Source organism: Streptosporangium carneum (assembly GCF_027922005.1).
Taxonomy (GTDB): Bacteria; Actinomycetota; Actinomycetes; order Streptosporangiales; family Streptosporangiaceae; genus Streptosporangium; species Streptosporangium carneum.
The window spans coordinates 248,901-272,488 of the sequence record NZ_BSEV01000001.1 but is presented as its reverse complement, the minus strand read 5'-3'; the positions used below and the strand labels follow the sequence as shown (position 1 = coordinate 272,488).

The window sequence follows — 23,588 nt, the reverse complement described above, 5'->3', positions numbered from 1 at the left end:
CTGACCGACCATCAGGCCCTGACCGAGACCCCCGGGCCCTGGCCGGACCACCTGGTGCTGTGACCGGGGACGTTCGCCGGGTCGTGCGCCGTTCGAAGGCGCCGGACATGTCCGTGTCAGCACTCGCCGTACCGGCGCCTGAAAACACGGCGAACCCGGTGGAGGGAACTCGGTGGAGGTGTGCGGTCACCGCACCAGCCCTGACCGACCACCCCGAGCAGACCTCCACCCGGGTCAGAGTGTCTCCATCCTGAGCCATGCCCGTGACGGCAGAGGGTGGCCGAACAGGCGGGCGGCGTTGCCGTAGGCCACCCTGGCGATGTCGGCGGGCGGCAGGTTGCCCAGGTTCGACGCGACGGCCTTCTGGGTGTCCGGCCAGGTGGAGTCGGAGTGCGGATATCCGCTCTCCAGCAGCACGTGCTCCAGGCCGACCGCGAAGCGCACACCGGACAAAGCATGATCATTCAGGGTGCCGAAGAAGAAGTTACGGCGCAGGACCTCGCTGGGCTTCAGGCCGCCCTCCCACGACGCCTCGCCCGCGACCGGGTGGTCCAGCGCGTAGTCGGCGCGCTCGGCCAGCATCGGCAGCCAGCCGACGCCGCCTTCCACGATCAGGATCCGCAGCGCGGGGAAGCGCAGCGGCACGCCGGACCAGAGCCAGTCGGCGCAGGCGAACATGGCGCTCGCGGGCATCAGCGTGGTGATCGCCTCGATCGGGGTGTCCGTGGACGGGACAGGCGTCCAGGAGGCCGAACCGGTGTGCAGGCAGACGACGGTGCCGGTCTCCTCGCAGGCCTGGAAGAACGGGTCCCAGTGGTCGCTGTGGATGGACGGCAGCCGCAGCCGCGTGGGGAACTCGGGGAAGAGCACGGCCTTGAACCCCCTGGCCGCGTTGTCCCTGATCTCCTTGGCCGCGATCTCGGGGTCGGTGAGCCAGGGGAGCTGAAGGGCGATGATCCGCTCGGGGTAGGTGCCCGCCCAGACGTCGACGTGCCAGTCGTTCCACGCCCGCAGGACCGCCAGGCCGAGGTCCTGGTCGCGGGTCTTGGCGAAGACCATCCCCGACTGGCCCGCGAGCATGCCGGGGAAGCACAGCGCCGCCCAGATGCCGGCGCGGTCCATGTCCTCGACCCGGGCCTCGATGTCGTGGCAGCCGGGACGCATGTGCTCGAACCGTACCGGGTCGAGCGTCCACTGCTCGCGGGGCAGCCCGGCGCCCACGTCGAGACCGGCGCACGGGTAGGTGGCGCCGCCGTACCGCCAGACCTGGTGACCCGAGTCGGTCTCCACCACCTTGGGGGCGAGATCGGTGTATTTCTCGGGGAGCCGGTCCTCGAACATGTCGGGCGGCTCGATCAGGTGGTCGTCGGCCGAAATGATCACATAGTCCCGCCGCCGTGGCTCGGGGTCGGGCAGCAGCGGCGTAGTCACGCGGTAAACCGTACGTCGCTGACATCACACTGAACAACCTGCAAGATATCCGCTTGGTATCTGTGTCGGCTCACCGCTGTCCCGGTCATGCCCTGTCGCTCTTTCGGTCGCGCTCCGACGCACTTTCGGGTGGGCCCCGGGGCCGCTGGAGGGGGAAACGGCGACCCCGGGGACGGGGACCCGCCTGCCGAGGGTGCCGCTCGCGGCGGGTCTCGAAGCGTGCCTCTACCCCTGGATCGGCTGAATAACGGGATTTTTCAAAAGATGTCCGCGAAGGGCGTTCGTCAGCGTTTCGCTCACGCCGAGCGTCGTCATGCAGTAGTCACGCACCGAGCCCAGTTCGGTCAGGAAGAGTCGCATGGCGTCGGCGGGCGCCTGGCCGAAACCGGGCCACGGCAGCGGCTCGCCCGGGTTCCGCTGCCTCCAGAACGCGATCGCCCTGGGCGTGGCCAGGCCGGTCAGCGCGTAGTCGGCGATCACGTTCTCCTCTGACACCCCGAGCAGCCGCAGGACCAGCGCCGTGAGCACCCCGGTGCGGTCCTTGCCCGCCGCGCAGTGGACCACCACGGGCGCGTTGTCCGCGTCGGCGATCACCTCGAGCGCCTGCCTGATCTCGCCGCTGCCGTCCTGGGTCACCTCGCGGTAGCGGTCGGCGAAGAATCTCGCGATCCCCGCCTCGGGGTCGTACTGCTCGAAGTTCCAGCCCCGGTGCTCGACCGAGAGGTTGTGGTAGCGGGGCCCGTGCGGGGCCCGGCCCCTGCGCTCGACCTCCTCCGGGTGACGCAGGTCGATCACCGTGCGGACGCCGAGGGCGTGGAACCTGTCGAGGTCGTCGTCGGCGAGCCAGTGCAGCGAGTCGGACCGGTACAGTCGTCGCCAGCGCACCTGGAGCCCGTCCTCGGTCGGGTAACCGCCCACGTCCCTGAAGTTGTGCAGCCGTGCGTACTCGATGTGCCGCGTCACGCGCCCTAATCTATCCAGCGGCGGACATCTCGCGATGGGGGCGGACATGCAGGGCGGGCACACCGTGGTTCCGGCGTGGAGCACGGCTCCGGCGTGGAAGGGCGTCCCGTACGGCGCGCGCCTCGTGTTGCTGTTCGTGCTGGCGTTGTCCACCGTCGTGGTCCACCTGAACCAGGATCCCACGCTGCGCGGCGCGGAGGAGCTCGTCTCCGACCTGCGCGCGGGCACCGTGACCGAGATCGTCTACGACCGTGACTGGCCCGCGTACGGCACCCTGACGTGGGCCAACGGCCCGCTGTCGTGGAACGAGGCCTACTTCGACCCGCCGGACGACGTCTGGGACCCGGTGACCACCAGGCTCGTCCGCCCGGTGCTTGAGCGTCGTCAGGCGGAGTTCCTGGACAGGGTGCGGGCGGCGGCCGACCCGTCGGTGGAGATCACGCGCTCGGGAGGGTTCCAGCGGTTCGGCCTGGCCGGGATGCTGATGGGTTCGCCCGCGTACGCCCGCTGGTGGGAGCCGTTCGCGCCGCTCGCCGTCGCCGCCGAGTTGCTGGCCTGGCTGCTGATGCTCACCCGTGGGGACAACCGCCTGGCCAGCCGCTGGGCGTGGCTGTGGATGTTCCTGGTCGGCGGATCGCTGCTCTACGTGCTGCTGGAGCCGTATCCGCTGTGGCGCGGGCCGCAGGAGGCGCTGCCCACGCGGCCCAGGCTCGACGGGACACAGGGGTTCGCGCTCGCTGTGGCGATCTTCTTCGGTCTCGGCATGGTCGCCGCCTGGACGTGAGGTAGTAAGGATGTATGACCTTAGGCGGGGAAGAGCCTGGCGGATCCGGTCAATCGGGTGAGTCACGCCGGAGCGAGCCGAGTGAGTTACCCGAGGATGAGTCGGATTTAGCGGGCCGGAGCAGGTCGGACGCGACAAGTCCTGAAGAGCTGAACGAGCCGGATGCGACCGGCGGGGGCGGACCGGACGCGAAAAGCCAGAACGGGCCGGACGCGAAAAATCAGAACGGGCCGGGTACGACGAGTCACGGGCCGGGGGCGACGGGCCGGAGCGAGCCGGCGGAGGTGCGCGAGGGCTGGCGGATCGCCGGGCTCGTCGTCAGGATCGTGCTGCTGCTCGCGCTCCTGGGCGGCGCCCTCGTCGTCGCGCTGAGCCTGTCGCCCTCGCCGAGGACGCTGCCGGAGTTCCGCGCCGCGCTGGCCGCGGGCCGGGTCTCCAGCGTCGAGTACCGGACGTCGACGCCGGAGCAGGAGACAGGCGAGATCTACGAGCTGACGTGGTCGGAGGGGCCGCTGATCTGGCACAGGATCGACCGGACGCCGGTCGGGGACGGGCAGCGGAGCTACACCGTCGAGCGGCTCGGACGCGACGCCGCCGCCGTGGCCAGGGTGGACCGGAAGACGGGCACGTCGTCCCGGGGGCTCATCCGCTGGCCGTTCGAGGTGCCCCCGCGCCTGGGCCTGGGCTGGGTGGGCCTGGCCTGGGGGCTGACCTTCCTGATCATGCTCGGTTCGACGCCAAGGCTGGGCAACCGGTGGGCGTGGTTCTGGATGTTCACCGCCGGCCAGATCGGCGCGCTCGCGTTCCTGCTGCTCGAACCCAGGCCGCTGTGGTACCGGCGCGGGCGGCGACCGCGGCCGACCCGGAGGCTGGGCGGCGGGACGGGCTGCCTGATGTCGATCCTGCTGTCCGTGGTCGCCGTGGCCGCCGCCATGGGCGTCGGGGAGCTTGCCAGAAGGGTGCTGGGGTAGCCGCGGAGCCTGCCGGATGAGCGCCGAGGTGGTCGGAGAGCCTGCCGGAAGGCTGCCGGGTGGTCGCGGGAGGGCCTACGCGTCGACGGGCTCGGCCTGCTCCTTCTTCACGGCCTCGGCCCGCAGGTCCGCGGCCTCCCTGCGGATCAGCAGCGCCCAGCCGCCGACCGCGATCCCGATGAACAGCCACCACTGCACGCCGTACGCCAGGTTGAGGCCGCCGCCTCCGCCGACGTCCGGCGCGGGGACGGGCGCGGGCGCCGCGGCGGCCTGGGGTGACTGCGCGGTCAGGTCCACGTAACCGCCGAGCAGCTTGTACGGCAGGCCCCGCCCGATCGCCTCGGTGTTGATCAGCAGGACCTGCCCGGGAGGAAGGCCCTTCCTGTCCCGGATGCCCGAGGACTCCTCGGTCTCACTGGGCTGTAGCCGTCCAGTGACAGTCACCTCACCCGTGCTCGGCGGGGGGACCTCGGGGGAGGCGTCCGCCGTCGCGCCCGCCTTGACCCAGCCCCGGTTCACCAGCACCCCCCGGCCTTCACCGGTCTCCAGCGGGGTCAGCACGTAGAAGCCGACCACGCTGTCCTGGACGCGGCGACGGACCAGCAGTTGGTGGGTCGCGTCGAAGGTGCCCTTGACCGTCACGGACCGGTATCTGTCCTTGGCCGGCACGCCGCCGCCCGGTGCCGTGAGCGTCTCGACGGGCACGGGGGCGGCGGACAGGTTGGCGGTGGTCTGGTGGCTGCTGGTCGACCGCTCCTCGAAACGTCCGAACTGCCATCGGCCCAGGAACACGAAGGCGGGGATGACCAGCAGAACCACCACGTGGAGCGCCAGCCATCGGGGAGTCAGAAGGAACCGGTACACGCTCCCAAGGGTAGGCACCGTACGCACCGCCCTCTCCCCCGAGTGCGTCGTTTGCCGCGGCGGGACGCTCCAGTGCCCCCGATGCCGATGTTCCAGAAAAGCTGTCGGACACTCCGGACATCGCGTACGGTCAGATGGATCCGTCCCCCCGGACCGTTCCACCACCCCCGGAGCTCGCGCCCGATGACTTTGCTCCTGTCGCCTCCCACCGCTCCGGTCGCACTGCCCCGTCTGGGCGCACTGCTTCGGCACGCCGCTCCCCGGGTGCTGGAGGGCATGATCCTCCCCGTCGCGGTCTTCTACGCCGGGCTGGTGTTCTTCGGCCTGTACGGCGCGCTCGCGGTCGCGGTCGCGTGGGTCTACGGCGGCATCGTCTGGCGGCTCGTCAAGCGCAGCCCGGTGCCCGGCACCGTGCTCCTGGCCGCGGGAACGATCACGGTCAGGGCGGTTCTGGCCGCGGCGACAGGGAGTCCGGTGCTGTTCTTCCTGCAGCCCTGTCTCGGGGTGTTCTGCGCGAGCATGGGTTTTCTGCTCACCGCGCCGTTGCGGCGTCCGCTGGTGCAACGGGTGGCGACCGACCTGGTGCCGCTCCCCGATCACCTGCTGGAGCATCCCCGGATGCGCCGCTTCTTCCTGGGGCAGTCGATGCTGTGGGGTGGTGCGCAGTTCCTCAACGCCTCTCTCAGCGTGTGGCTGCTGCTCAGCCAGAGCGTGGAGACCTACCTCGTCGTGCGCACCTCACTGGTCGCGGTGCTGCTCGGCGGGGCGGGAGTGATCTCGGTGCTCAGCCTCAGGCGCTGTCTGCGCGCGCTGGAGCGCTAGGGCCTCCGGCGCCCGACGGGGAGAGCGCGCCGGTCACCGCGGACGCGGCGCGCCGGGGCCGGGGATCGGGGTGATCTCTCTGGGGCCGGAGACCTCGTGGCCGTCGGCGCAGCGGAAGTACTGCTCGACCGGCGCGCCGCAGTCGCGGTGGGTGAGGAGCACGGCGGGGCCCTGCGGGTCGGCCAGATGGCGGTCGCCCCACCGCATCAGCGCCACCAGGATCGGAAAGAGGTCGAGGCCCATCTGCGTCAGCCGGTACTCGTCGCGCTGGCGCTGGCCCGGTTCGCGGTAGGGGACCTTGCGCAGCAGCCCCTCCGCGACCAGCCGTGTCAGCCGGGCGCTGAGGATCTGCCGGGGGGCTCCCGTCGCCGCCTGCATGTCGGCGAACCGGCGCACGCCCGCGAACGCCTCCCTGAGCACCAGGAACGTCCACTTCTCGCCCACGATGGCCAGGGCGCGCTCGATGGAGCAGTTGTCGGGGCGCAGGAGCGCGTCGCCGAGGGCCGCCTCGCTCATGTCCGCATCGTAGGGGGCCACGGCGTCACCTCCAACGTCAGCTAAGTCTAGTTGACATACCCAGATGTCCGGCGCGACCCTAAGTCCATGATGCGAACTCAGCCGGTGCTCGCGTGCCCCGCTCCGGCGCGGACCCCGCCCGGTGACGTCGTCGAGATCAGACCCGCCCGGCCCGGCGACGAGGAGGCGATCCGCCGCTTCCTGACGGGGCTGTCGGCGCGGACCCGCCACCTGCGCTTCCTCGTCGATGTGGGCGTCCCGAGCGCGAGCATGGTCAGGGCGTTGCTCGCGGTCGACGAGCGAAGGGACGCGCTGCTCGCCGTGACGGGGGAGACCGTCGTCGGTCACGCGATGGGGGTCAGGGGCGCAGGGGTGGCGGGCGCGGCGGCCGAGATCGAGATCGCCGTGGTCGTGGCCGACGAGTGGCAGGGGCGGGGGCTCGGCTCCCGTCTCGTCCGCAGGCTGCTGCGCCGGGCGTCGGTCAACGGCGTCGGGACCGTGACGATGGACGTGCTCGGCGAGAACCGCAGGGTCCTGGCGATGGTCAGGAGGCTGTGGCCCGAGGCGGCCATGAGGGTCTCCTGCGGGGTCGTCGAGGTGGCCGCGCCGGTCGAACCCCGAAGCTGATCCCGCCCCGGGGCTCGACAGGGCATGTCGAGGCGTGTGGTCGCCGGCGGCGGGACGTTATGATCGACCCGTCCGCTGGTGTTTCCGACAACGTTTGCGGAACAAGGTTCTGTTGCCCCACCATTGACACTGTGAAGAGTGCCAAGAACGGACGCGACGGCCGTACCCGGATCATCGAGGGAGCGCTGCGTCGATTCAGCCAGGACGGCGTCTCGGCGACCACGCTGGCCAGTCTCCGTGAGGAGAGCGGCGTCAGCGTCGGCAGCTTCTACCACCACTTCGCCAGCAAGGAACACGTCTTCGGCGTGCTCTACGCCGACACCCTGCGGCTCTACCAGGAGGCGTTCCTCGGCGAGCTGCGGCGTCACGAGGGCGCGCAGGAGGGCATCGAGGCCATCGTCGAGCTGCACATGAGATGGTGCGGCGACAACCGGGAGCGGGCCCACCTGCTGATCAGCGAGCGGCCGCCGAAGCGTGACGAGCCGGGCGGTCCCGAGGTCTCCGAGTCGCGCAGGGCCTTCTTCAGGCAGGTCTCCGACTGGTGGCGGCCGCACATGAAGGGCGGCCTGCTCCAGCCCGTCCCCACCACCATGTGCTACGTGCTCTGGCTCGGACCGGCGACCGAGATGTGCCGCCTGTGGTTCGCCGGGGCCCACCAGCCGACGCAGGAGGAGATCACCGCTCTGTGCGAGGCCGCCTGGCAGAGCCTGCGCCAGCAGCCCAAGTCTCTCTGAGTGCTCCGGCCCGGATCACGGGGGCTCCTCCGGGCCGGAGCGGTCTCAGTGCGCTCCCGCCAGCTGTCGCAGCCGGGAGGGGACCCGCCAGACCTTCCGGTCCAGCGAGATGTCCAGTCGCAGGTCCTGGCGCTGCCGCCGCAGACCTGGCACACGCACCCTGTCGCTGACGTCGAACCTGCCGCGACGTGGGTAGCCGAACCCCAGCTCGCCCGGCAGGACCCGAAGCTCGTCCTGGTTTCCACACCGAGGACAGGTCCACGCGACCAGATCCTTGCCCCGGTTGTAGTCGTGGCAGGCGCGGAAATACTCGTCAGGACGGAAACGGGACTCACATGCGAAGCAGGGGATCAACATCTTGGATCCTTTGGAACAGGGTGGTGCGGTAGTAAATAAGTACCGCCTCTCACTTGAGGTCCGCTTGCAGAACGCTTACGGCGGTCTGTAACGGTCTCATCACCTGGGGTGCCGTACGAGAGGATGGCCCTGTGAACGATCTTCCTGACCGCCTCAGAGAGCTGTTGCTCGACTCCGGCTACACGATCGACGGTGTTCGCGAGCGCCTTGGCGAGGTCGCCGCGACGGCACTCGCCCGTGAGGAGACGGTGCCCGCGCTGCGCGCCACCCGCGACGGCGACCCGCTCGGCACGCTGATCCGGCTGTGGTGGCTGGGCGCGCCGGTCGAGGCGCCCGGATGGCTCCCGGTGGACGGGCTGGCCGCCGCGGGGCTGGTGACCGTCGAGGGAGGCCTCGTCACCTCCGCGGTCCACCTGCAGCCATGGGAGACGGGCGGCTACGTCGTCTCCGACCGCAAGGTCAGGCCGGGCGACCCGGCGCTGCGCGAGGACCACGTCGTCGGCGCGGGAGGGGCGTCGGCGAACCTGGCCCAGCTGGTCTCGCGCCGTCCCGTCGAGCGCGCTCTCGACCTGGGCACCGGGTGCGGAGTCCAGGTGCTGCACCTGGCGGATCGGGCGCGCCGGATCGTGGCCACCGACGTCAACCCCCGCGCCCTCGAGCTGGCCCGGCTGAGCTGGGCCCTGTCGGGCGTCGACGGCGTCGACGCCCGACAGGGCTCCCTGTTCGATCCCGTCGAGGGCGAGCGCTTCGACCTGGTCGTCTCCAACCCCCCGTTCGTGATCTCTCCTCGCGGCCGGTTCGCCTACCGGGAGTCCGGCTTCGAGGCCGACGGCTTCTGCCGCGACCTCGTACGGCTCGCTCCCCGTTTCCTCTCCCCCGGCGGCACCTGCCAGCTCCTGGCCAACTGGCTGCACGTCGACGGTGAGGACTGGCGGGACAGGGTCGGCGGATGGCTGGCGGGGACCAGCTGCGACGGCTGGGTGGTGCAGCGGGACGTCCAGGACCCGGCCGAGTACGTGGAGCTGTGGCTGAGGGACGCCGCGGAGCAGGGCACCCCCCGCTACCGGGAGCTCTATGACGACTGGCTCGGATGGTTCGAGTCCATGGGCGTCACCGGGGTCGGTTTCGGCTGGATCAGCCTGTACGACTCCGGGAGCCTCGACCCGGTGGTCCGGATCGAGGAACTGGGCCAGCGGGTCGAGCTTCCCGTGGGGGACTACGTGGACGAGGTGCTCGCCGCCATCGGCGCGACGCACCGCCTGACCGACGAGGAGCTCCTGGGCGCCAGGCTCGCGGTGGCGGCGGGCGTGCTCGAGGAGCGGGTCGGCCCGCCGGGCGCGGAGGACCCGTCGAGGATCGTGCTCAGGCAGACGCGGGGGCTGCGCCGTACCGCGACGGTGGGGACGGTCGAGGCGGCTCTCGCCGGGGTCTGCGACGGCGACTACCCCTTGGACCCGCTGCTCGCGGCGATAGCGGAGCTCACCGGCGAGGACCCGGACGACCTGCGGGCGAAGGCTCCCGAGGGACTGCGGCCCCTGCTCGCCGAGGGATTTTTCCACATATCCACAGGGTGATTATCCACAGGCTGTGCATATCTCTGGATATCGCCACCGATCGGTTGTTGATCCGATGTTGAGCGCCGGGCGGGAAGCTCTGGTCGTGGGCACGGCACGAGCCCGGGGGGTAAGGGGTCGTGCCGGGTCCGGCCGGTCGTCACAGTGAGGCGGCAGGCCGACGGGCGACGCACCGGATAACCGGGCCCCCTACGCGTCCCCGGCGGCCCGACGGCCGGCCGGACACCCCCGCGTCCGACATCCAAGGTTCCAGACGACGGGAATACCAGTGATCAACCATTTCTGGATGACACGTCTCGACGACGACCTGTACGACCTGTACGACGGATACGGATCAGTTGTCGACGCGGTCGCGATCGAGCAGGGCGCGCAGGTCGGCGGCCTCGGGCGCGCCGAGCGTGTCGAAGACGTCGTGGGCCCGCTGCAGGCAGTCACGGCTGCGCCGGGCGTCGCCCTGCCCGGCGAGCGCTCTGCCTAGCACCCACAGCGACAGGGCCTCGCCGTACGGGTGGCCGATCTCGCGGCTCACCGTCAGCGCCTGTTCCGCGTGACGGGTCGCGTCGGCGAACCGGCCCGCGGTGATGAACGTCTCCGCCAGGCGCGAGCAGACGCGCTGCTCCCACACCCGCTGCCTGCTGGCGCGGAAGAAGGCCAGGCACTCGGCGTGGTGGTGGACCGCCTCGTTGAGACGCCCGACCCGCGACAGCATCATCCCCAGGTGGTAGCGCGCGCGGGCGGTCCCCGCACTCGAACCGATCTCGATGAAGATGGCCAGCCCCTGCTCGGCGGCGGCGATCGCCTCCTCGGCCTGGCCGAGGAACAGGTGGTCCCTGGCCGAGTAGCTGAGCGTGAGCGCCTCGCCTCCCGGCGCGCCGACCTCCCTGAACGCCCTGCGGGCCGCGTCGAACAGGGCCAGCGCCTCCTGGTGGCGGCGCTGGCGGCCGGCCACCACGGCCAGCGCGTTGAGCGCCTCCCCGCTGACGATGCGATCGCCTTCTACGGCCAGGCTCAGCGAGGCCTGGAACTCCCGCTGCGCCTCCGTGAGGCGGTTGGCGCCGAACAGCACCCTGCCCAGCACGTAGCGGCAGCGCAGCTCGCTGGAGGGCGCGCCGAGCCGCTGGGCCGCGGCGAGCATCTCCCTGGTCCGCAGCTCGAACTCGCGGGCGTGGCTGCCCGACTCCAGCAACGGCTCCATGGCCAGCAGCAGGTCGGCGGCGGGCAGCAGCGCCTCCGCCCCCCGCACGCCCGCGGAGTGCGCGGCCGTCTGGGCTACGGCCGCGAACAGCGACTCGGCCTCGGCGGACAGCCAGGCGACGGCCTCGTCCGCCGAGGCGAACGTGTGACCCGAACCGGTCACCGAGAGCTGGTCGGCGACCATGCTGCCCTCGTAGGCGAGCCGGTGCGCCGAGCGCGCGCACGCCAGGTAGAAGTCGAGCAGCCGCCGCAGCGCGGGGACGCCCGCCTCGGAGTCCGCCCCGCGCTCCGCGGTACGGCGGGCGAAGAGCCTGAGCAGGTCGTGGAAGCGGTAGCGCCCGGGAGCCGGAGCCTCCAGCAGGCTGGCGTCCACCAGGGACTCCAGGATGTCCTCGGTGTCCATCGGGTTCAGCGCGAGCAGCGCGGCGGCGGCCCCGGTCGAGATGTCGGGGCCGTCGGGCAGGGAGAGCAGCCTGAACGCCCGTGCCTGCGCCGGGGCGAGCTGGCCGTAGCCGAGGGCGAAGGTCGCCTCGACCGCGAGGTTGCCCACGCGCATCTCGTCGAGGCGGCGGCGCTCGTCGGCCAGCCTGGGCACCAGCGAGGCGACCGTCCACGAGGGCCTGGCGGCCAGCCGCGCCGCCACGATCCGCACGGCGAGCGGCAGGAAGCCGCAGGCGGCGACCACGTCCATGGCGGCGGCGCGTTCCGCGGCCACCCGTTCCGCGCCCGCGACGGTGCCGAACAGGCTCAGCGCCTCGTCGGGCTCCATGACGTCCAGGTCGACCAGCCTGGCCGAGGCCAGGTCGGCGAGCTTGTGGCGGCTGGTCACGATCGCCGCGCAGCCCGCGGAGCCCGGCAGCAGGTGGCCCACCTGGGCGGCGTCCCTGGCGTTGTCGAGCAGCACCAGCATCCGCCGGTCGGCCAGGAGCGAGCGGAACAGCGCGGACCGCTCGGCCAGGCCGTCGGGGATGATGTCCGGGGGCAGGCCGAGCCCGCGCAGGAACGCCGCGAGCACCGACTCGGGGGCGGTCGGCTCGTCGCCGTAGCCGCGCAGGTCGGCGTAGAGCTGACCGTCGGGGAACAGGTCCTGCATGGTGTGCGCGAGATGCACCGCGAGCGCCGTCTTGCCGACGCCGCCGATGCCCGAGATGGCGGCCACCGGAACGCCGTCCGTGCCCGCGTGGGCCGACAGCAGGGTCCGCAGCCTGGCGATGATCTGGCGGCGTCCCGTGAAGTCGTTCACGGCCGCGGGCAACTGCGCGGGACGGGGCAGCTCGGGGATCTCCCCCTCGGCGGCCTCTGCCTCTCCCGCCTGCTCCTGGGCGGCGGCGGGGACCCGCGGCGGCGAGGCGGTGGCGGCGGTGGCGGCGGTGAGGCCGGGATCGCCGTTGAGGATGCGCTGGTGCAGGGCGGTGAGGCCGGGGCCGGGCTCGATGCCGAGCTCGTCGACCAGCGCGGTGCGGGTCTCGGCGAAGACCGCCAGCGCGTCGGCCTGCCGCCCGCAGCGGTAGTAGGCGAGCATCAGCTGGGCGTGCAGCCGCTCGCGCAGCGGGTGGTCGGCGGTCAGCGCGACCAGCTCGGAGACGACGTCGGCGTGCCTGCCCAGCTCGAGGTCCAGGTCCATGAGCGTCTCCAGCACGCTCATCCTGCGCTCGACGAGCCTGCCGCGCTGGTGTTCGGCGTAGGGGCCGACGGCCCCGGCCAGCGGCTCGCCGCCCCACAGCGCCAGGCTCGCGCGCAGGCTCTCCGCGGCTCCGTGGCCGTCTCCCGTGCGCCGGGCGGCCTCGGCCTCCTGCACGCCCTGTTCGAACAGCGTCAGGTCGAAGGAGGCGTCGTTCAGGCGCAGGGCGTATCCCCTGCCGACAGAGGTGAGCAGCTCAGGGCGGGTGCGAGGGGATCTGCCCGGCTCCAGCACGGCCCGTAGCCGCGAGACGTAGGTGCGCAGCGCGCCGAGGGCGCGGGGCGGGGCGTCCTCGCCCCAGACCGCGTCGATCATCTCGGCCGGGGTCACCGCCCTGCCCTCCCGCAACAGCAGCATCGTCAGGATGGACCGTTGCAGCGGGGTGCCGAGATCGAGCTCGACGCCGTCGCGCCAAGCCTGGACGGGGCCGAGCAAGGCGAAGCGCAGCCCCTCTTCGCTGCCGTGAGCAGCCATTTCCTCGATCTCCGCCCTAAAGGAAAGCTTTATGACCGCATGATAGGTCCTTCGATGCCTCCTCCAAAGGAAACCGCCCACTCGTTAACCCGAGTGTTGATTCATCGTCAATCGGGCGTTGAACCACAACGAGGATGCTATGGAGGGCCGGGCATGGCCCCATACGGGGGCGGCCATGCCCGGCGTGTCAGCCGCCTGCAGGCGTCGATAAAGAGGCTGTAAGCGGGGTGCAGGTGGAGCGCTCTATCAATGAGCCATGACTCCCGCGAAAGAAAAGGGAGTCCCACCCTCAGGGAGAACCACCATGAACCGCACGTTCCGCAGCCTCCTGGGTCTCGCCGCGGCGACCGCCGTCCTCGCGGTCGGCGTCCCGGGCCTGACCTCCTCCGCCTCGGCCGCCACCGCGACCGCGAGCTCCGTCTCCTCCTCCGCCGACTATGACGAGTGGAGCACCCACTACTCCAAGTACTACGACGGCTCCAGGGCCAAGGCGCGGGTTCACGTGTGGGACGACGAGCCCGGCGAGGTCCACATCCAGGGCAAGCTCTACGACAAGTACTCGCCGAAGTGGCTGTGCGGCTACGTCCAGATCAAGTTCGAGAACGAGAACGGCGACGAGTCCTACAAGGACTACAAGCAGTGCGGCTCGAACGGCTACCGCGCCTTCCACCTGCAGCGGTACGACATCGACAACGTCCAGGTCCGGACCTGCTACTGGGACGCCCACCACAATGCGCGGAAGTACTGCGGCAGGTGGGACTACGTCTACGAGGTCGACGGCGGCGACGACGACGAGTAGCCGACGCGGACGATCGGGGAGTCCGAAGAAACGCTGACACCGACAAAGATGTCGAAACCGAAGTCGCGACCGTCGGTGAACGGTCGCGAGACGAACATCAGGCCCGCTCGGAACTCCGGGCGGGCCTTTTGTTCCATGAAGTCATCGAAGTGACGAAGGGCGCCTCTACGCTGCCTCGACCAGGCCGAGCCGCGTGTGGAGCCGTTCTCGGACGACCGGCCACTCGCAACTCAGGATCGAGTAGTAGGCGGTATCTCGGACCGTGTCGTCGGCGCCTCGGGTCTCCGCCCGTCGCACACCGTCCAGGTGTGCGCCGAGGGCCTCGATGGCGGCCCGGGAGCGTGCGTTGCGCACGTCAGCCTTGAGCGTGATGCGGTGGACCTGCCAGGTCTCGAAGGCGAGCGAGAGCATCAGGTACTTGCTCTCCCGGTTGACACCCGTGCCCTGGGCCGAAGCGGCCAGCCAGGTGTAACCGATGTCCGCCACGGACGGGACCTCGCCCACCGCTCCACGCGCGCCCGGTGGCCAGGGCATGGGACCCTGCCAGTACTCCAGGTGCATGAGACGGGTGGCACCGACGATGCGGTCGGTGTGCAGCCACCGGATGGCGAAGGGCATCGTGCGGCCCTCCGCCTGCTCAGCCAGAGTGGCCTCCACATAGGAGACCATCTCCTCCCGGCCTTGCGGGACGCGAGTGAAGGCGTAAGTAGAACGGTCCTCACTCGCCGCGGCGACGAGGTCGTCGACCACCGCGAGGCTGAGCGGTTCCAGGCGCACGGAGCGCCCGGACAGGGTGACAAAAGCGGGCATGAGCACATGATGGGGGCTGACGGGCATGCCTGGTGCCAAATGACACGAGACATCTTGGTGAGCATCCAGGAAAGTGCCTAGCGCCCTGCAGCATGGAGTGTAAAACCCCAGGTCAGAGCATGGAGATGCTACCCCGGACGCGCTCGACGCCGAGGTAAAGTTTCCACAAAGGGACGCCCCTGACGATCACCCCGTGACCGGGGCGGGAACGACCGTGGCATGCCTGTTGCCGCCCGGTGCGGGACGCTCCTGTCCCAGGCCGTTCAGAGCCTCGCTCAGGTGGTCGAGAGAGGCTCTGATCCAGGGCAGTTGGAGGGGGTCGGCGGCTTCGAGCGCGGCCAGCCGCCGCTCGGCGGTCTCGCCGTACAGCAGGCTGGTCGCCACCCGCACCCTGAGGTTCTTGGGGTCGTCGCCGAAGGCGTGCCCGGGGAGCACACCGACGCCGTGCCCGTCGAGCAGGCTCGCCGCCAGCTCGGCGGAGGTCGCGAAGGGCAGGCCCGTGAAGTCGGGGTAGAGATAGAAACCGCCTCGGGGGGCGTCGACCCGCGCGCCCGCCCGGACGAGCCTGTCGCACACCGCCCGCGCCACCGTGCCGTGCAGCCGCCTGCTGCGGTCGATCCGCTCGACGAGCTCGGCGGGCTCGGTGTAGGCGTACGCCGCCGCCTGCTGGACGGGGGCCGCCGGGCTGGACCAGATCTCGCTGGCCACCGCGAGCAGCCGGTCGCGCAGCACGACGGAGGGAAGCCTGGCCACGCCGATCCGCCAGCCGCCCAGAGCCAGGCTCTTGCTGAGCCCGCTGGTGATCACCGTGCGTTCCGGCGCCAGGTCGGCGGGGCTGAGGAAACCGCCCGCCGGGTCGTGCAGGAGGTCGCGGTAGATCTCGTCGGAGATGATCGTGAGGTCGAGGTCGCGCGCGACCTCGACGAGGCGGCCGATCGTTCCCGCGGAGGCCAGCGTGCCGGTGGGGTTGTCCGGCAGGGTGAGAAGCATCGAGCGGACGTCACGTCCCCTGGACCGCGCGTGCAGGACCGAGGAGACGACGCGCTCGGGATCGGGCACCCCTCCCTCGCCGGGGGGCGCGGGGACGAGCAGCGGGCGCGCCCCGACCAGATCCGCCTGGGCGGCGTAGCTGACCCAGCTCGGCATCGGCAGCACCACGTCGCCGCCGACCGCCAGCAGCAGGCCGTACAGCAGGGGTTTGCTGCCCGGACCGCAGACCACCAGCTCGGGGTCCGTCGGCAGGCCGCGCCGTCGCCAGTATCCGGCCGCGGCCTCGCGCAGCTCGAAGGCTCCGGCGACCGGGCCGTATCCGTTGTGTTCCGATGCGGCCACCAGCCGCTCGCGCAGCGCCGGATGAACGGGCAGACCCGCCTCGCCGAAGGCCAGATGCAACACCCGCTCACCGGCGCGCCGTCTTCGTTCGATGTCCTCGTTCGCCGCCAGGGTGGCGGAGAGCGTCACGTTCATGGATGTCCCTTCGATCATTGCGGAACGTTCCCAAGCGTGATGGGCTGCAGGCATCGGAACAAGCTGCGGTTGGTGTGGGTGGGCGTAAGGAAGTCCGATGCTTGATTTTCGTCGTCTGGTGTTGATCTGCGAGTTCGCCCGCAGGGGAAGCATCGCCGCCACCGCCTCCTCCCTCGGTTACAGCCCGTCCGCGGTGTCGCAGCAACTGGCCGCCCTCGAGCGGGAGGCGGGGGCGGTGCTGCTCGACCGGACCGCCCGCAGCGCGGAGCTGACCGACGCGGGGCGTCGCCTGGTCGAGCACGCCGAACGCATCCTGTCGATGGTCGAGACCGCGGAGTCGGACCTGTCCGCCCACGAGGGGACCCTCTCGGGGCGGGTCACCGTCACCGCGTTCCCCACCGCCGCCGTGGCCTTCGCGCCCGCGCTGGCCAGGTCGCTGCGCCGCCACAGCGCGCTGACCCTGCGGATGGGGCAGGAGCGCTCGGGACGCGGGATGCGGGAGGTCCGCTCGGGCGAGGCGGACATCGCCCTGGTCGACGACTGGTACGGCAGGGTGCGTGAGACGGAGACGATGCGGGTCTTCCCGCTGCTGCACGACCCGCTGGTGCTCGTGGTGCCGCGCAGGCACCGCCTGGCCTCCCTGGACGAGCCGGTCGACCTGCGCGAGCTGCGCGACGAGCCGTGGATGGCGACGCCGGACGGCGAACCCTCCAGGCTCGCCGTCGACCACCTGCTGGCCGAGGTCGGCGGCGCGCAGCCGGTGCCGTGGGAGTTCGAGGGGCTGGGGACCATCCTCAGCCTGGTCGCCAAGGGCATCGGCATCGCGGCCGTCCCCGCCCTGGCCCTGGCCGCGGGAGTTCGCGGCATCGTGGTGCGGGAGTTTCCCGGAGCGCCCGTCGGCCGTGACGTCCACGCCGTCGCCAGGGCCTCCGGCGTCCACCGTCCCGCCGTCTCCGTCACCCTGCGGGCCGTGCACGTCGCCGCCCGCCTCCTCGCAGCCGACCTCGACCCCGTCCGCCTCGCCGGCCGGTAACGTCGGACCGTGCCTCCCTCATACGCGCTCGAACGGTTGCTCTCCTCGGGCGGATCGAAGATCGTCGCCGGAGTCGACGAGGTCGGCAGGGGAGCCTGGGCCGGTCCTGTCGCGGTGTGCGCGGTGGTCACGGACCTGTCCGAGCCGCCGGCGGGCCTGACCGACTCCAAGATGCTCACCCCCGCCCGCCGCGCCGCCATGTTCGACGAGATCACCGCGTGGGCCGTCGGCATCGGGTACGGCGAGGCGTCACACGAGGAGATCGACGAGCTCGGCATGACCGAGGCCCTGCGCAGGGCGGCGAGGCGGGCGCTGGCCGAGCTGCCGGTCAGGCCGGACGTGGTCATCCTCGACGGCAAGCACGACTACCTCGGAGCGCCGTGGCCGGTCCGGTGCGAGATCAAGGGCGACCTGTCCTGCGTCTGCGTGGCCGCCGCCTCGGTGATCGCCAAGGTCCGCCGCGACGCCCACATGGCCTCGCTCGGCTTCGAGGAGTACGGCTTCGCCGACAACGCGGGCTATCCCTCCCCGGTTCACCAGAAGGCCCTGGCCGCCCTGGGCCCGACGGAACACCACCGTCTGTCGTGGTCCTACCTCGACGACCTGCCCCGCTGGCGCCACCTCAAGCGACACCGCAACCCCCTGGCAGGCGAGGGCCAACTCGACCTCTTCGGCTAGACCCCTCACCCACCCGCCGAACCGCCGTCTGTCTCCAACTGTTTCGCGACCTCGGGGTTGATCAGCCAGAGGAGGTCCAGAGCCTGCCTTTCCATGACCGGAACGTCGATTCTGGAAGTTCTCCAGACCGCGCCAAGATCCACCGAGAAGTACGCGTGCGCGAGGATGTTCCGTAGGCCACGGATCTCGCGCCACGGGATCTCCGGGCGTCTGGCTCTGGCGGCCTCACTGAGACCGTTGGCGGCCTCGCCGATGTTCATGATCTTCCACTGCACGGCCGACTGCAGCTGCTCGTCGCGCAGCCACTGGTCTTCTTCGACACCCTTGAGAAAGGTCGCGATCGATCTTGCCGACCTGACGATGTCGGAGAGATAGAGCTCGTCACGCCGCGTAGAGGACTTGGGCGTCATGCAGCACCTCGTCCCTGATCGCCTCGTTGAGGTAGTGCTTGGCCACCAAGTCGACCGGACGGCCGAAGAGAGTTTCCAGCTCCCCCTGCAGGGTTGCGATCTCCAGCAGGCCGAGCGGGGCGCCCTCGGCGCGGACGTACAGCAGGTCCACGTCGCTGTCGGGTCGCTCCTCTCCCCGGGCGACGGATCCGAAGACGGCGAGCTCGCTGACTCCGAACCGTCGGCAGAGCGCGCCGAGCTGTGCTTCCAGTGCGCCGAAGTCCATCCTCGCCTCCTTCGTCTGCCTCTCCATCGTGCCACGCGCCCCGACATTCGGCGGGCGACTTGACGTCCCCTTTCGGCCTCGGACGAATCATGTATCCGCTCGTCAAAATGAAGTGATCATCTGCGTCGCGGCCTGTCCGCTCGTGGAGGGCGGTGGAAATGGAGATCGGGGCTTTCCTGTTCGTTCGCGCTGATTCAAGGTAGGCACCATGCGTATCGGTGTCTTTCTCGTGGCGGCGGGATTTCCCGGGCGTGAGCCGGGTCAGGTGTTGCGGGACACGGTCGAGGCGGTCGTGGCGGCGGAGGAGGCGGGGTTCGACGACGCCTGGATCGCCGAGCACCACTTCATGTCGTACGGCGTGTGCCCGTCGGCGGTGACGCTGGCCGGGGTGGCGCTGGGCCGTACGAGCAGGATCCGGGTGGGGACGGCGGTGAGCGTGCTGTCGGCGCGGCACCCGGTCGAGCTGGCCGAGCAGGCGGCGATCCTCGACCAGGTGTCCGGGGGGCGGTTCGCGCTCGGGGTCGGGCGGGGCGGGCCCTGGTTGGAGCTCGAGGTCTTCGGGACCGGGCTGGCCCGGTTCGAGCGGGGCTTCCGCGAGTCGCTCGACCTGCTGTGCGCGGCCCTCGGGCAGGACACCGTCTCCGCGGACGGGGAGTTCTTCCGGTTCAGGGAGGTGCCGATGGTCCCGGCCGTCAGGCTCAGGCCGGTCGTGGCGTGCACCTCGCCGGGGAGCGTGGCGCTGGCCGCCGAGCGGGGCCTGCCGATGCTGCTGGGCATGCACGCCGACGACGAGGCGCGGGCCGGACTGCTGCGGTCCTACGGCCCGGAGGATCCCGGTCACGTGGCGGCGGCCGTGGGACACGTGGCCGACTCGACGGAGCGGGCCGTGGCCGAGCTGAGGGCGGCCATGCCGGGATGGCTGGGGCCGGGCCTGGCGGGGTACGTGCCGGTCGACGGGCGCCGGGGACCGCGGCGCGACGTCGCCGAGTATGTGGACTTCCTCTGCCGGACGCATCCGGTCGGCTCGGCCGACCTGTGCGTGGAGAGGATAGAGCGGACCGTCGCCGGCACGGGACTGCGTCACCTGATCCTCATGGTCGAGGGTGCGGGCCTGCAGGCCCGCACCCTCGACAACATCAGGCGGCTCGGGGCGGAGGTGCTGCCCCGGGTCCGTCAGGTCCCGCCGCCCGGACGGTCCGCGGCGTAGGCGGGATCCACAGAACAGGCCCTAGCAGTCGACGAGCTCGGGCTGCTGGTTGAGGATCTGGGACCTGGCGGTGACGAACTCGGCGTGGGCCTTGACGGCGGACGGGTCGAAGACCGCGACCCGGTGGCAGTTCTGGAAGGCCAGCTTCACCCCGAAGTGACGCTCCAGCGCGCCGCGCATGGCGTCGCTGGCGAGGCAGCGCAGGAGCTGGCCGCGGGCGCTCTCGTCCGGCGGGGGAACGGTGTTGTCGGTGAACTCGGCACCGGTGCGGTCACGCTGCTGCACCAGGTCGCTGATCAGCGACCAGGCGTAGGGCAGGGAGTCGCGAACGCAGGCGACGAATGCCGCGTCGTCCACCTCACCTGCCTTCGCCTGGTCGAGAAGCTCGTTCGGGACGGTCAGCGACATGCTGCCTTCTCCTCTCAGAAGGGGATTTACAGACATTAAGGCGGGCCCGTTTTGCCTCCATCTAGCGCGAGAGGAACACTCGCGTGGGCCCGAAGACGAAGTCGGGGTCGATCTGGGCGGCCAGGTCCTCGCCGGTGGCCCGGTTGGCCCACGCCTCGGCGTTGCGCAGATGGAACTGCGCCGCCTGACGGCCGAACCGCGCCCAGTCCTTGCGCTGACCGTTCAGATGCGCCAGCAACACCCGCAGCGCCCTGACGTTGGCCGGCTCCAGATCCGCCAGCGCGAACGGCCGCCCCTGCTCCATCGCCCGCACCGCCGCCGAGTGCTCCAGGCACACCAGCAGGTCATCGCCCACCTGCTCACGCAGGAACGCCACGTCGCCCTCACCGTGCACCTTGTTGCCCACCACCGCCACCGGCACCTCGTAGTCGGCCGCGTAGTCGCGGTACTGGCGGTAGACGCCCACCCCCTGCCGGGTCGGCTCGGCCACCAGGAACGTCAGATCGAACCGGGTGAACAGGCCCGAGGCGAAGGAGTCGGCGCCGGCGGTCATGTCCACCACCACGTACTCCCCCGCCTCGTCCAGCAGATGGTTGAGATACAGCTCCACCGCGCCGACCTTGGAGTGGTAACAGGCCACCCCCAGGTCGTCCTCGTCGAACGGGCCGGTGACCATCAGCCGCGGCCCGTGCGGGGTGGGCGCCGCGAAGCGGGTGTGGATCGGGTCGGCCTCGGCCAGCCGCAGCAGCCGCGAGCCCCGTCCCGGCGGCGTGGTCTTGACCATCGCCGCGGCCGAGGAGATGCGCGGGTTGCCGCCGCGGAGGTACTCCTTGATCTCGGTCAGGTGTGCGCCCATCGGCAGGGGCAGCTCGGCCTCGTCCATGCCCAGCGCCATGCCCAGGTGCTGGTTGATGTCGGCGTCGATCGCGACGACCGGCGCCCCCTGGCTCGCGACGTATCTGGCGAACAGCGCCGACAGAGTCGTCTTGCCGCTGCCGCCCTTACCGACGAATGCCACCCTCACGACGACGATCCAATCTGATTATGAAAATCATTGCAAGGTCCTGGGAGTGATAATCATGCCACGATCCCCGGGGCTCCAACGCCGCTATGGGCAGGGAAAGCACAGCGTGGGCGCGGGGAGTCGGGCGTCGGTGCGGCTGATATCGGTGCTTTCCGGGCCGGTGGGGACGGTCAGGCCGGGGTTTCCCGGTCCGGGGTTCCCTCGTCCGAGGCCTTCCGGTTCCGGGCCTGTCCGCCCCCGGCCCCTTCGGCGGGGGGCCTCCCGTGGAGGTCCTCCTCCCGCAGGTCCTCGAAGCGGGAGGTGAACCAGGAGGCGAAGGAGGCCGTGACCACGCCCAGCAGGCCGACCCCGCCGAGCATGAGGACGCCGCCGATCCACCTGCCCCTCCCGGTGACCGGATAGGTGTCGCCGTAGCCGACGGTGGCGATCGTGCTGACCGCCCACCACACGGCGTCGCCGAAGGTTCTGATGGTCGCGTCCGGCGCGTCGCGTTCGACGTGGAGCACGGCGAGGGCGGAGGTGAGCCCGAACAGCAGGGCGGTGAGGCCGCCGTAGGCCGCGACCTGCGCGTGGAACTCCAGCATGCGCCGCCGGTGCCGGATCGACGCCCTGCTGAGCATGCCGACCGCCCGCAGCGGGCAGAGCGTCGGCACGGCCAGGATCACCAGCGCCAGCCAGTTGTGGCGCAGGAACGCCCGGCGGTCGGGGGCGAGCGCGAGCCGTACGGCGACGTCGACGGCGAACAGCGCCCAGATGCCCAGCATGATCGCCCAGCCCGCCGTCCGCAGCGGGCGGGGCATGCCCGGAGCCAGCACCAGCGTCGCGAAGACGGCCAGGAAGGTCAGGGAGGCGAGGATGAGCGGGATCTCGCTCCCGCGCTCCCAGCGCTCAAGGCGTGAGGAGGCGTGCCGCTGGTGGGGCGCTGTGCGTTTCGTCGGGGACTCCCCCTCGCTCGACGTCCGTCCGTAACCATCATCGTACGGAACGTCATCGCCCACCCCTTCCCGCCCCACCCTGACGACATACCAAACCGTATGGCATGGTGTAGGCATGGCGACGGAGCAGGACTGGCTGGACGAGGGGCTCGCGATCCTGGCGGTCCAGGGCGTCCCAGCACTGACCATCGAGCTGCTGTGCGAGCGGCTCGGACTGACCAAGGGGTCCTTCTACCACCACTTCAGGGGGATGCCCGCCTACCGGGCCGCGCTGCTCGAGCACTTCGAGAGACGGTTCACCACGGAGTTCATCGAGGCCGTCGAGTCCGCCGCGCCCGCTCCGGCGACGGTCAGGCTGGAACGACTGCTCGACCTGGTCGCGGGTTCCGGCGACTCCCCGGCCCTGGAGGTCGCGGTGCGGGCCTGGGCCCAGCAGGACGATCTGGCCCGTGCCGTGCAGGAGCGGGTCGACCGGCGCAGGATCGACTACCTGAGCGCCCTGTGGGAGCAGCGCGGCGGACAGGAGCCGCGGAACATGGCGTTGCTGCTCTACCTGGTCCTGATCGGCGCGGGCCACCTGGTCCCCGCGCTGACCGTCAAGGAACTCCGCGAGGTCTACGACCTGGCCCTGCGGCCCTACCCCTCCACCCGGGAGCGACCATGACAAGAACCGGACAGGCGTCCCCGCTCCACCCCCTGACCGCCGGCCTGCCGCGGCTGCGTGCCCTGGCCGAGGGCGCGGACCACGTCGACGTCAAGACCGTCGAGGGCGACCTCACCCTCAGGGAGTTCCTCTGCGGGCTCGCCTCGTGGGAGCCGGGCTGGGTGCGTTTCCTCTACCGGGTGCGCGCCGTGTTCGTGCGCCTGCTCGGCATGCGGCAGGAGGGGATCCCGTCGGCGAGGGTCATCCGTCCCGAGGACGTCTCCTTCACCCCCGGCGACAGCATGATGTTCTTCACCGTGGCCGACGCGGAGGAGGACCACTACTTCGTGGCGGGCGTCACCGAGTCGCACCTCACCGCCCATCTCGCGGTCGTGGCCGAGCCGGGGCGCTTCCACGTCGCCACGATCGTGAAGTACAACCGCTGGACGGGGCCGGTCTACTTCAACGTGATCCGGCCCTTCCATCACCTGGTGGTCGGCGGCATGGCGAGGGCCGCCGTCAGGGGAGCGCGTCCTTCATGATGTGGGCGAAGGTGATCTCGCTGAGCAGCGTCTCCTCGTGCTCGCGCAACGCGCTCCACACGTCGGCCAGGGGCCTGGCGACCCCTGGGTAGTCGACGCGCTGGGAGTGCTCGGGATTGCCCTCGACGACCATGATCACGTCGGCCAGGGTGATCTCCTCGGCGGGCCGGGCCAGCCAGTAGCCCCCGTCGGGGCCGCGCTGGCTGTGGATGATCCCGGCCCGCCGCAGTTGCAGCAGGATGTTGTCCAGGAACCTTCTGGGAATGTTCTGGGCTACGGCGATCTTCTCCGCGGGCACGGGTCCGGGAGGCGCGGCGGCCAGCTCGGTGACGGCCCGCAGTGCGTACTGGGTTCTGGCGGAGATCCGCATGTCGG

The 23,588-nt window shown here is 70.9% G+C and carries 26 protein-coding genes; 12 read left to right on the top strand and 14 right to left on the bottom strand.

All coding sequences use genetic code 11. From position 1 onward, the window contains the following. Positions 1-234 precede the first annotated feature (234 nt). Together PKF00_RS01240 and PKF00_RS01235 are read right to left on the bottom strand one after the other, a co-directional pair. Entirely contained in the window at positions 235-1,431 is a 1,197-nt protein-coding gene (locus tag PKF00_RS01240; RefSeq protein ID WP_271215441.1) for an amidohydrolase family protein, read from the bottom strand. 225 nt (positions 1,432-1,656) lie between these two features. Then, positions 1,657-2,394: a tyrosine-protein phosphatase gene (locus tag PKF00_RS01235; protein WP_271215440.1), complete on the bottom strand. Its 738-nt coding sequence runs from the start codon at positions 2,392-2,394 to the stop codon at positions 1,657-1,659. A 46-nt stretch (positions 2,395-2,440) separates the two neighbouring features. Here PKF00_RS01235 and PKF00_RS01230 point away from each other — a divergent pair, with 46 nt between their 5' ends. Together PKF00_RS01230 and PKF00_RS01225 are read left to right on the top strand one after the other, a co-directional pair. Next, entirely contained in the window at positions 2,441-3,178 is a 738-nt protein-coding gene (locus tag PKF00_RS01230) for a hypothetical protein (RefSeq protein ID WP_271215439.1), read from the top strand. Between the two features lie 284 nt (positions 3,179-3,462). Then, complete coding sequence (locus tag PKF00_RS01225) at positions 3,463-4,149, top strand: hypothetical protein (protein WP_271215438.1); 687 nt, start codon at positions 3,463-3,465, stop codon at positions 4,147-4,149. 75 nt (positions 4,150-4,224) lie between these two features. Here the strand turns inward: PKF00_RS01225 and PKF00_RS01220 are convergent, their stop codons facing one another. Further along, positions 4,225-5,013: an SURF1 family cytochrome oxidase biogenesis protein gene (locus tag PKF00_RS01220; RefSeq protein WP_271215437.1), complete on the bottom strand. Its 789-nt coding sequence runs from the start codon at positions 5,011-5,013 to the stop codon at positions 4,225-4,227. A gap of 183 nt (positions 5,014-5,196) precedes the next feature. Between PKF00_RS01220 and PKF00_RS01215 the strand changes: the two genes are divergently transcribed. Then, entirely contained in the window at positions 5,197-5,835 is a 639-nt protein-coding gene (locus PKF00_RS01215; RefSeq protein WP_271215436.1) for a VC0807 family protein, read from the top strand. Between the two features lie 33 nt (positions 5,836-5,868). Here PKF00_RS01215 and PKF00_RS01210 read toward each other — a convergent pair whose 3' ends face one another. Beyond that, on the bottom strand, positions 5,869-6,351 hold the full coding sequence (locus tag PKF00_RS01210) for a winged helix-turn-helix transcriptional regulator (protein ID WP_271215435.1): 483 nt from the start codon (positions 6,349-6,351) through the stop codon (positions 5,869-5,871). A gap of 87 nt (positions 6,352-6,438) precedes the next feature. On the opposite strand from PKF00_RS01210, the gene PKF00_RS01205 reads away from it, so the two are divergent. Further along, the gene (locus PKF00_RS01205; protein ID WP_271215434.1) at positions 6,439-6,978 is read left to right on the top strand and encodes a GNAT family N-acetyltransferase; all 540 of its coding nucleotides are present in this window, start codon (positions 6,439-6,441) and stop codon (positions 6,976-6,978) included. Positions 6,979-7,109: 131 nt separating this feature from the next. Beyond that, entirely contained in the window at positions 7,110-7,712 is a 603-nt protein-coding gene (locus PKF00_RS01200) for a TetR/AcrR family transcriptional regulator (RefSeq protein ID WP_271215433.1), read from the top strand. A 45-nt stretch (positions 7,713-7,757) separates the two neighbouring features. On the opposite strand, the gene PKF00_RS01195 is transcribed toward PKF00_RS01200, so the two are convergent. Beyond that, positions 7,758-8,069, bottom strand: coding sequence for a hypothetical protein (locus PKF00_RS01195; protein ID WP_271215432.1), 312 nt, complete (start codon positions 8,067-8,069; stop codon positions 7,758-7,760). A gap of 131 nt (positions 8,070-8,200) precedes the next feature. Here PKF00_RS01195 and PKF00_RS01190 point away from each other — a divergent pair, with 131 nt between their 5' ends. Beyond that, positions 8,201-9,643 carry a DUF7059 domain-containing protein gene (locus PKF00_RS01190; protein ID WP_271215431.1) on the top strand — a complete coding sequence of 481 codons (1,443 nt, stop codon included), beginning with the start codon at positions 8,201-8,203 and terminating at the stop codon, positions 9,641-9,643. 334 nt (positions 9,644-9,977) lie between these two features. Here the strand turns inward: PKF00_RS01190 and PKF00_RS01185 are convergent, their stop codons facing one another. After that, a complete protein-coding gene (locus tag PKF00_RS01185; protein WP_271215430.1) occupies positions 9,978-12,992 on the bottom strand; it encodes an AfsR/SARP family transcriptional regulator in 3,015 nt (1,004 codons plus the stop codon). A 304-nt stretch (positions 12,993-13,296) separates the two neighbouring features. Between PKF00_RS01185 and PKF00_RS01180 the strand changes: the two genes are divergently transcribed. Then, positions 13,297-13,791 carry a hypothetical protein gene (locus PKF00_RS01180; RefSeq protein WP_271215429.1) on the top strand — a complete coding sequence of 165 codons (495 nt, stop codon included), beginning with the start codon at positions 13,297-13,299 and terminating at the stop codon, positions 13,789-13,791. Positions 13,792-13,956: 165 nt separating this feature from the next. Here the strand turns inward: PKF00_RS01180 and PKF00_RS01175 are convergent, their stop codons facing one another. Together PKF00_RS01175 and PKF00_RS01170 are read right to left on the bottom strand one after the other, a co-directional pair. After that, complete coding sequence (locus PKF00_RS01175) at positions 13,957-14,601, bottom strand: GNAT family N-acetyltransferase (RefSeq protein ID WP_271215428.1); 645 nt, start codon at positions 14,599-14,601, stop codon at positions 13,957-13,959. 186 nt (positions 14,602-14,787) lie between these two features. Further along, positions 14,788-16,068 (bottom strand): pyridoxal phosphate-dependent aminotransferase, encoded by a 1,281-nt coding sequence (locus tag PKF00_RS01170; protein ID WP_271215427.1) that lies wholly within the window; start codon positions 16,066-16,068, stop codon positions 14,788-14,790. 97 nt (positions 16,069-16,165) lie between these two features. Here PKF00_RS01170 and PKF00_RS01165 point away from each other — a divergent pair, with 97 nt between their 5' ends. Beyond that, positions 16,166-17,101 carry a LysR family transcriptional regulator gene (locus PKF00_RS01165; RefSeq protein ID WP_271215426.1) on the top strand — a complete coding sequence of 312 codons (936 nt, stop codon included), beginning with the start codon at positions 16,166-16,168 and terminating at the stop codon, positions 17,099-17,101. A 9-nt stretch (positions 17,102-17,110) separates the two neighbouring features. Next, positions 17,111-17,779, top strand: a complete 669-nt coding sequence (gene rnhB, locus PKF00_RS01160; protein WP_271215425.1) for a ribonuclease HII — start codon at positions 17,111-17,113, stop codon at positions 17,777-17,779. Positions 17,780-17,784: 5 nt separating this feature from the next. On the opposite strand, the gene PKF00_RS01155 is transcribed toward rnhB, so the two are convergent. Together PKF00_RS01155 and PKF00_RS01150 are read right to left on the bottom strand one after the other, a co-directional pair. Then, the gene (locus PKF00_RS01155; protein WP_271215424.1) at positions 17,785-18,189 is read right to left on the bottom strand and encodes a HepT-like ribonuclease domain-containing protein; all 405 of its coding nucleotides are present in this window, start codon (positions 18,187-18,189) and stop codon (positions 17,785-17,787) included. After that, on the bottom strand, positions 18,161-18,454 hold the full coding sequence (locus PKF00_RS01150) for a nucleotidyltransferase family protein (RefSeq protein WP_271215423.1): 294 nt from the start codon (positions 18,452-18,454) through the stop codon (positions 18,161-18,163). The genes PKF00_RS01155 and PKF00_RS01150 overlap by 29 nt, the downstream gene beginning before the upstream one ends. Before the next feature lie 208 nt (positions 18,455-18,662). Here PKF00_RS01150 and PKF00_RS01145 point away from each other — a divergent pair, with 208 nt between their 5' ends. Continuing rightward, a complete protein-coding gene (locus tag PKF00_RS01145; RefSeq protein ID WP_271215422.1) occupies positions 18,663-19,661 on the top strand; it encodes an LLM class flavin-dependent oxidoreductase in 999 nt (332 codons plus the stop codon). Positions 19,662-19,682: 21 nt separating this feature from the next. Here PKF00_RS01145 and PKF00_RS01140 read toward each other — a convergent pair whose 3' ends face one another. The 3 genes from PKF00_RS01140 to PKF00_RS01130 form a co-directional block, all read right to left on the bottom strand. After that, entirely contained in the window at positions 19,683-20,069 is a 387-nt protein-coding gene (locus PKF00_RS01140) for an SCO5389 family protein (RefSeq protein ID WP_271215421.1), read from the bottom strand. A gap of 61 nt (positions 20,070-20,130) precedes the next feature. Next, positions 20,131-21,093: an ATP-binding protein gene (locus PKF00_RS01135; protein WP_271215420.1), complete on the bottom strand. Its 963-nt coding sequence runs from the start codon at positions 21,091-21,093 to the stop codon at positions 20,131-20,133. A 170-nt stretch (positions 21,094-21,263) separates the two neighbouring features. Beyond that, positions 21,264-22,091, bottom strand: a complete 828-nt coding sequence (locus PKF00_RS01130) for a potassium channel family protein (protein ID WP_271215419.1) — start codon at positions 22,089-22,091, stop codon at positions 21,264-21,266. Positions 22,092-22,143: 52 nt separating this feature from the next. Here PKF00_RS01130 and PKF00_RS01125 point away from each other — a divergent pair, with 52 nt between their 5' ends. Both PKF00_RS01125 and PKF00_RS01120 read left to right on the top strand, forming a co-directional pair. Continuing rightward, positions 22,144-22,692: a TetR/AcrR family transcriptional regulator gene (locus tag PKF00_RS01125; RefSeq protein ID WP_271215418.1), complete on the top strand. Its 549-nt coding sequence runs from the start codon at positions 22,144-22,146 to the stop codon at positions 22,690-22,692. Then, positions 22,689-23,213, top strand: coding sequence for a DUF2867 domain-containing protein (locus PKF00_RS01120; protein ID WP_271215417.1), 525 nt, complete (start codon positions 22,689-22,691; stop codon positions 23,211-23,213). Before PKF00_RS01125 ends, PKF00_RS01120 begins: the two co-directional genes overlap by 4 nt. Here the strand turns inward: PKF00_RS01120 and PKF00_RS01115 are convergent. Further along, a complete protein-coding gene (locus PKF00_RS01115) occupies positions 23,191-23,583 on the bottom strand; it encodes an RrF2 family transcriptional regulator (RefSeq protein ID WP_271215416.1) in 393 nt (130 codons plus the stop codon). The two genes, PKF00_RS01120 and PKF00_RS01115, sit on opposite strands and share 23 nt — an antisense overlap. Between the last annotated feature and the right edge of the window lie 5 nt (positions 23,584-23,588).

Excerpts from the sequence above, each read along its gene's own strand:
- PKF00_RS01180 (WP_271215429.1), top strand. The coding sequence starts at position 13,297 with ATGAACCGCACGTTCCGCAGCCTCCTGGGTCTCGCCGCGGCGACCGCC.
- PKF00_RS01215 (WP_271215436.1), top strand. The coding sequence starts at position 5,197 with ATGACTTTGCTCCTGTCGCCTCCCACCGCTCCGGTCGCACTGCCCCGT.
- PKF00_RS01145 (WP_271215422.1), top strand. The coding sequence starts at position 18,663 with ATGCGTATCGGTGTCTTTCTCGTGGCGGCGGGATTTCCCGGGCGTGAG.
- PKF00_RS01210 (WP_271215435.1), bottom strand. The coding sequence starts at position 6,351 with ATGAGCGAGGCGGCCCTCGGCGACGCGCTCCTGCGCCCCGACAACTGC.
- PKF00_RS01140 (WP_271215421.1), bottom strand. The coding sequence starts at position 20,069 with ATGTCGCTGACCGTCCCGAACGAGCTTCTCGACCAGGCGAAGGCAGGT.
- PKF00_RS01175 (WP_271215428.1), bottom strand. The coding sequence starts at position 14,601 with ATGCCCGCTTTTGTCACCCTGTCCGGGCGCTCCGTGCGCCTGGAACCG.
- PKF00_RS01150 (WP_271215423.1), bottom strand. The coding sequence starts at position 18,454 with ATGGACTTCGGCGCACTGGAAGCACAGCTCGGCGCGCTCTGCCGACGG.
- PKF00_RS01205 (WP_271215434.1), top strand. The coding sequence starts at position 6,439 with ATGATGCGAACTCAGCCGGTGCTCGCGTGCCCCGCTCCGGCGCGGACC.
- PKF00_RS01195 (WP_271215432.1), bottom strand. The coding sequence starts at position 8,069 with ATGTTGATCCCCTGCTTCGCATGTGAGTCCCGTTTCCGTCCTGACGAG.
- PKF00_RS01115 (WP_271215416.1), bottom strand. The coding sequence starts at position 23,583 with ATGCGGATCTCCGCCAGAACCCAGTACGCACTGCGGGCCGTCACCGAG.
- PKF00_RS01125 (WP_271215418.1), top strand. The coding sequence starts at position 22,144 with ATGGCGACGGAGCAGGACTGGCTGGACGAGGGGCTCGCGATCCTGGCG.
- PKF00_RS01155 (WP_271215424.1), bottom strand. The coding sequence starts at position 18,189 with ATGACGCCCAAGTCCTCTACGCGGCGTGACGAGCTCTATCTCTCCGAC.
- PKF00_RS01170 (WP_271215427.1), bottom strand. The coding sequence starts at position 16,068 with ATGAACGTGACGCTCTCCGCCACCCTGGCGGCGAACGAGGACATCGAA.
- PKF00_RS01165 (WP_271215426.1), top strand. The coding sequence starts at position 16,166 with ATGCTTGATTTTCGTCGTCTGGTGTTGATCTGCGAGTTCGCCCGCAGG.
- PKF00_RS01120 (WP_271215417.1), top strand. The coding sequence starts at position 22,689 with ATGACAAGAACCGGACAGGCGTCCCCGCTCCACCCCCTGACCGCCGGC.
- PKF00_RS01185 (WP_271215430.1), bottom strand. The coding sequence starts at position 12,992 with ATGGCTGCTCACGGCAGCGAAGAGGGGCTGCGCTTCGCCTTGCTCGGC.
- PKF00_RS01230 (WP_271215439.1), top strand. The coding sequence starts at position 2,441 with ATGCAGGGCGGGCACACCGTGGTTCCGGCGTGGAGCACGGCTCCGGCG.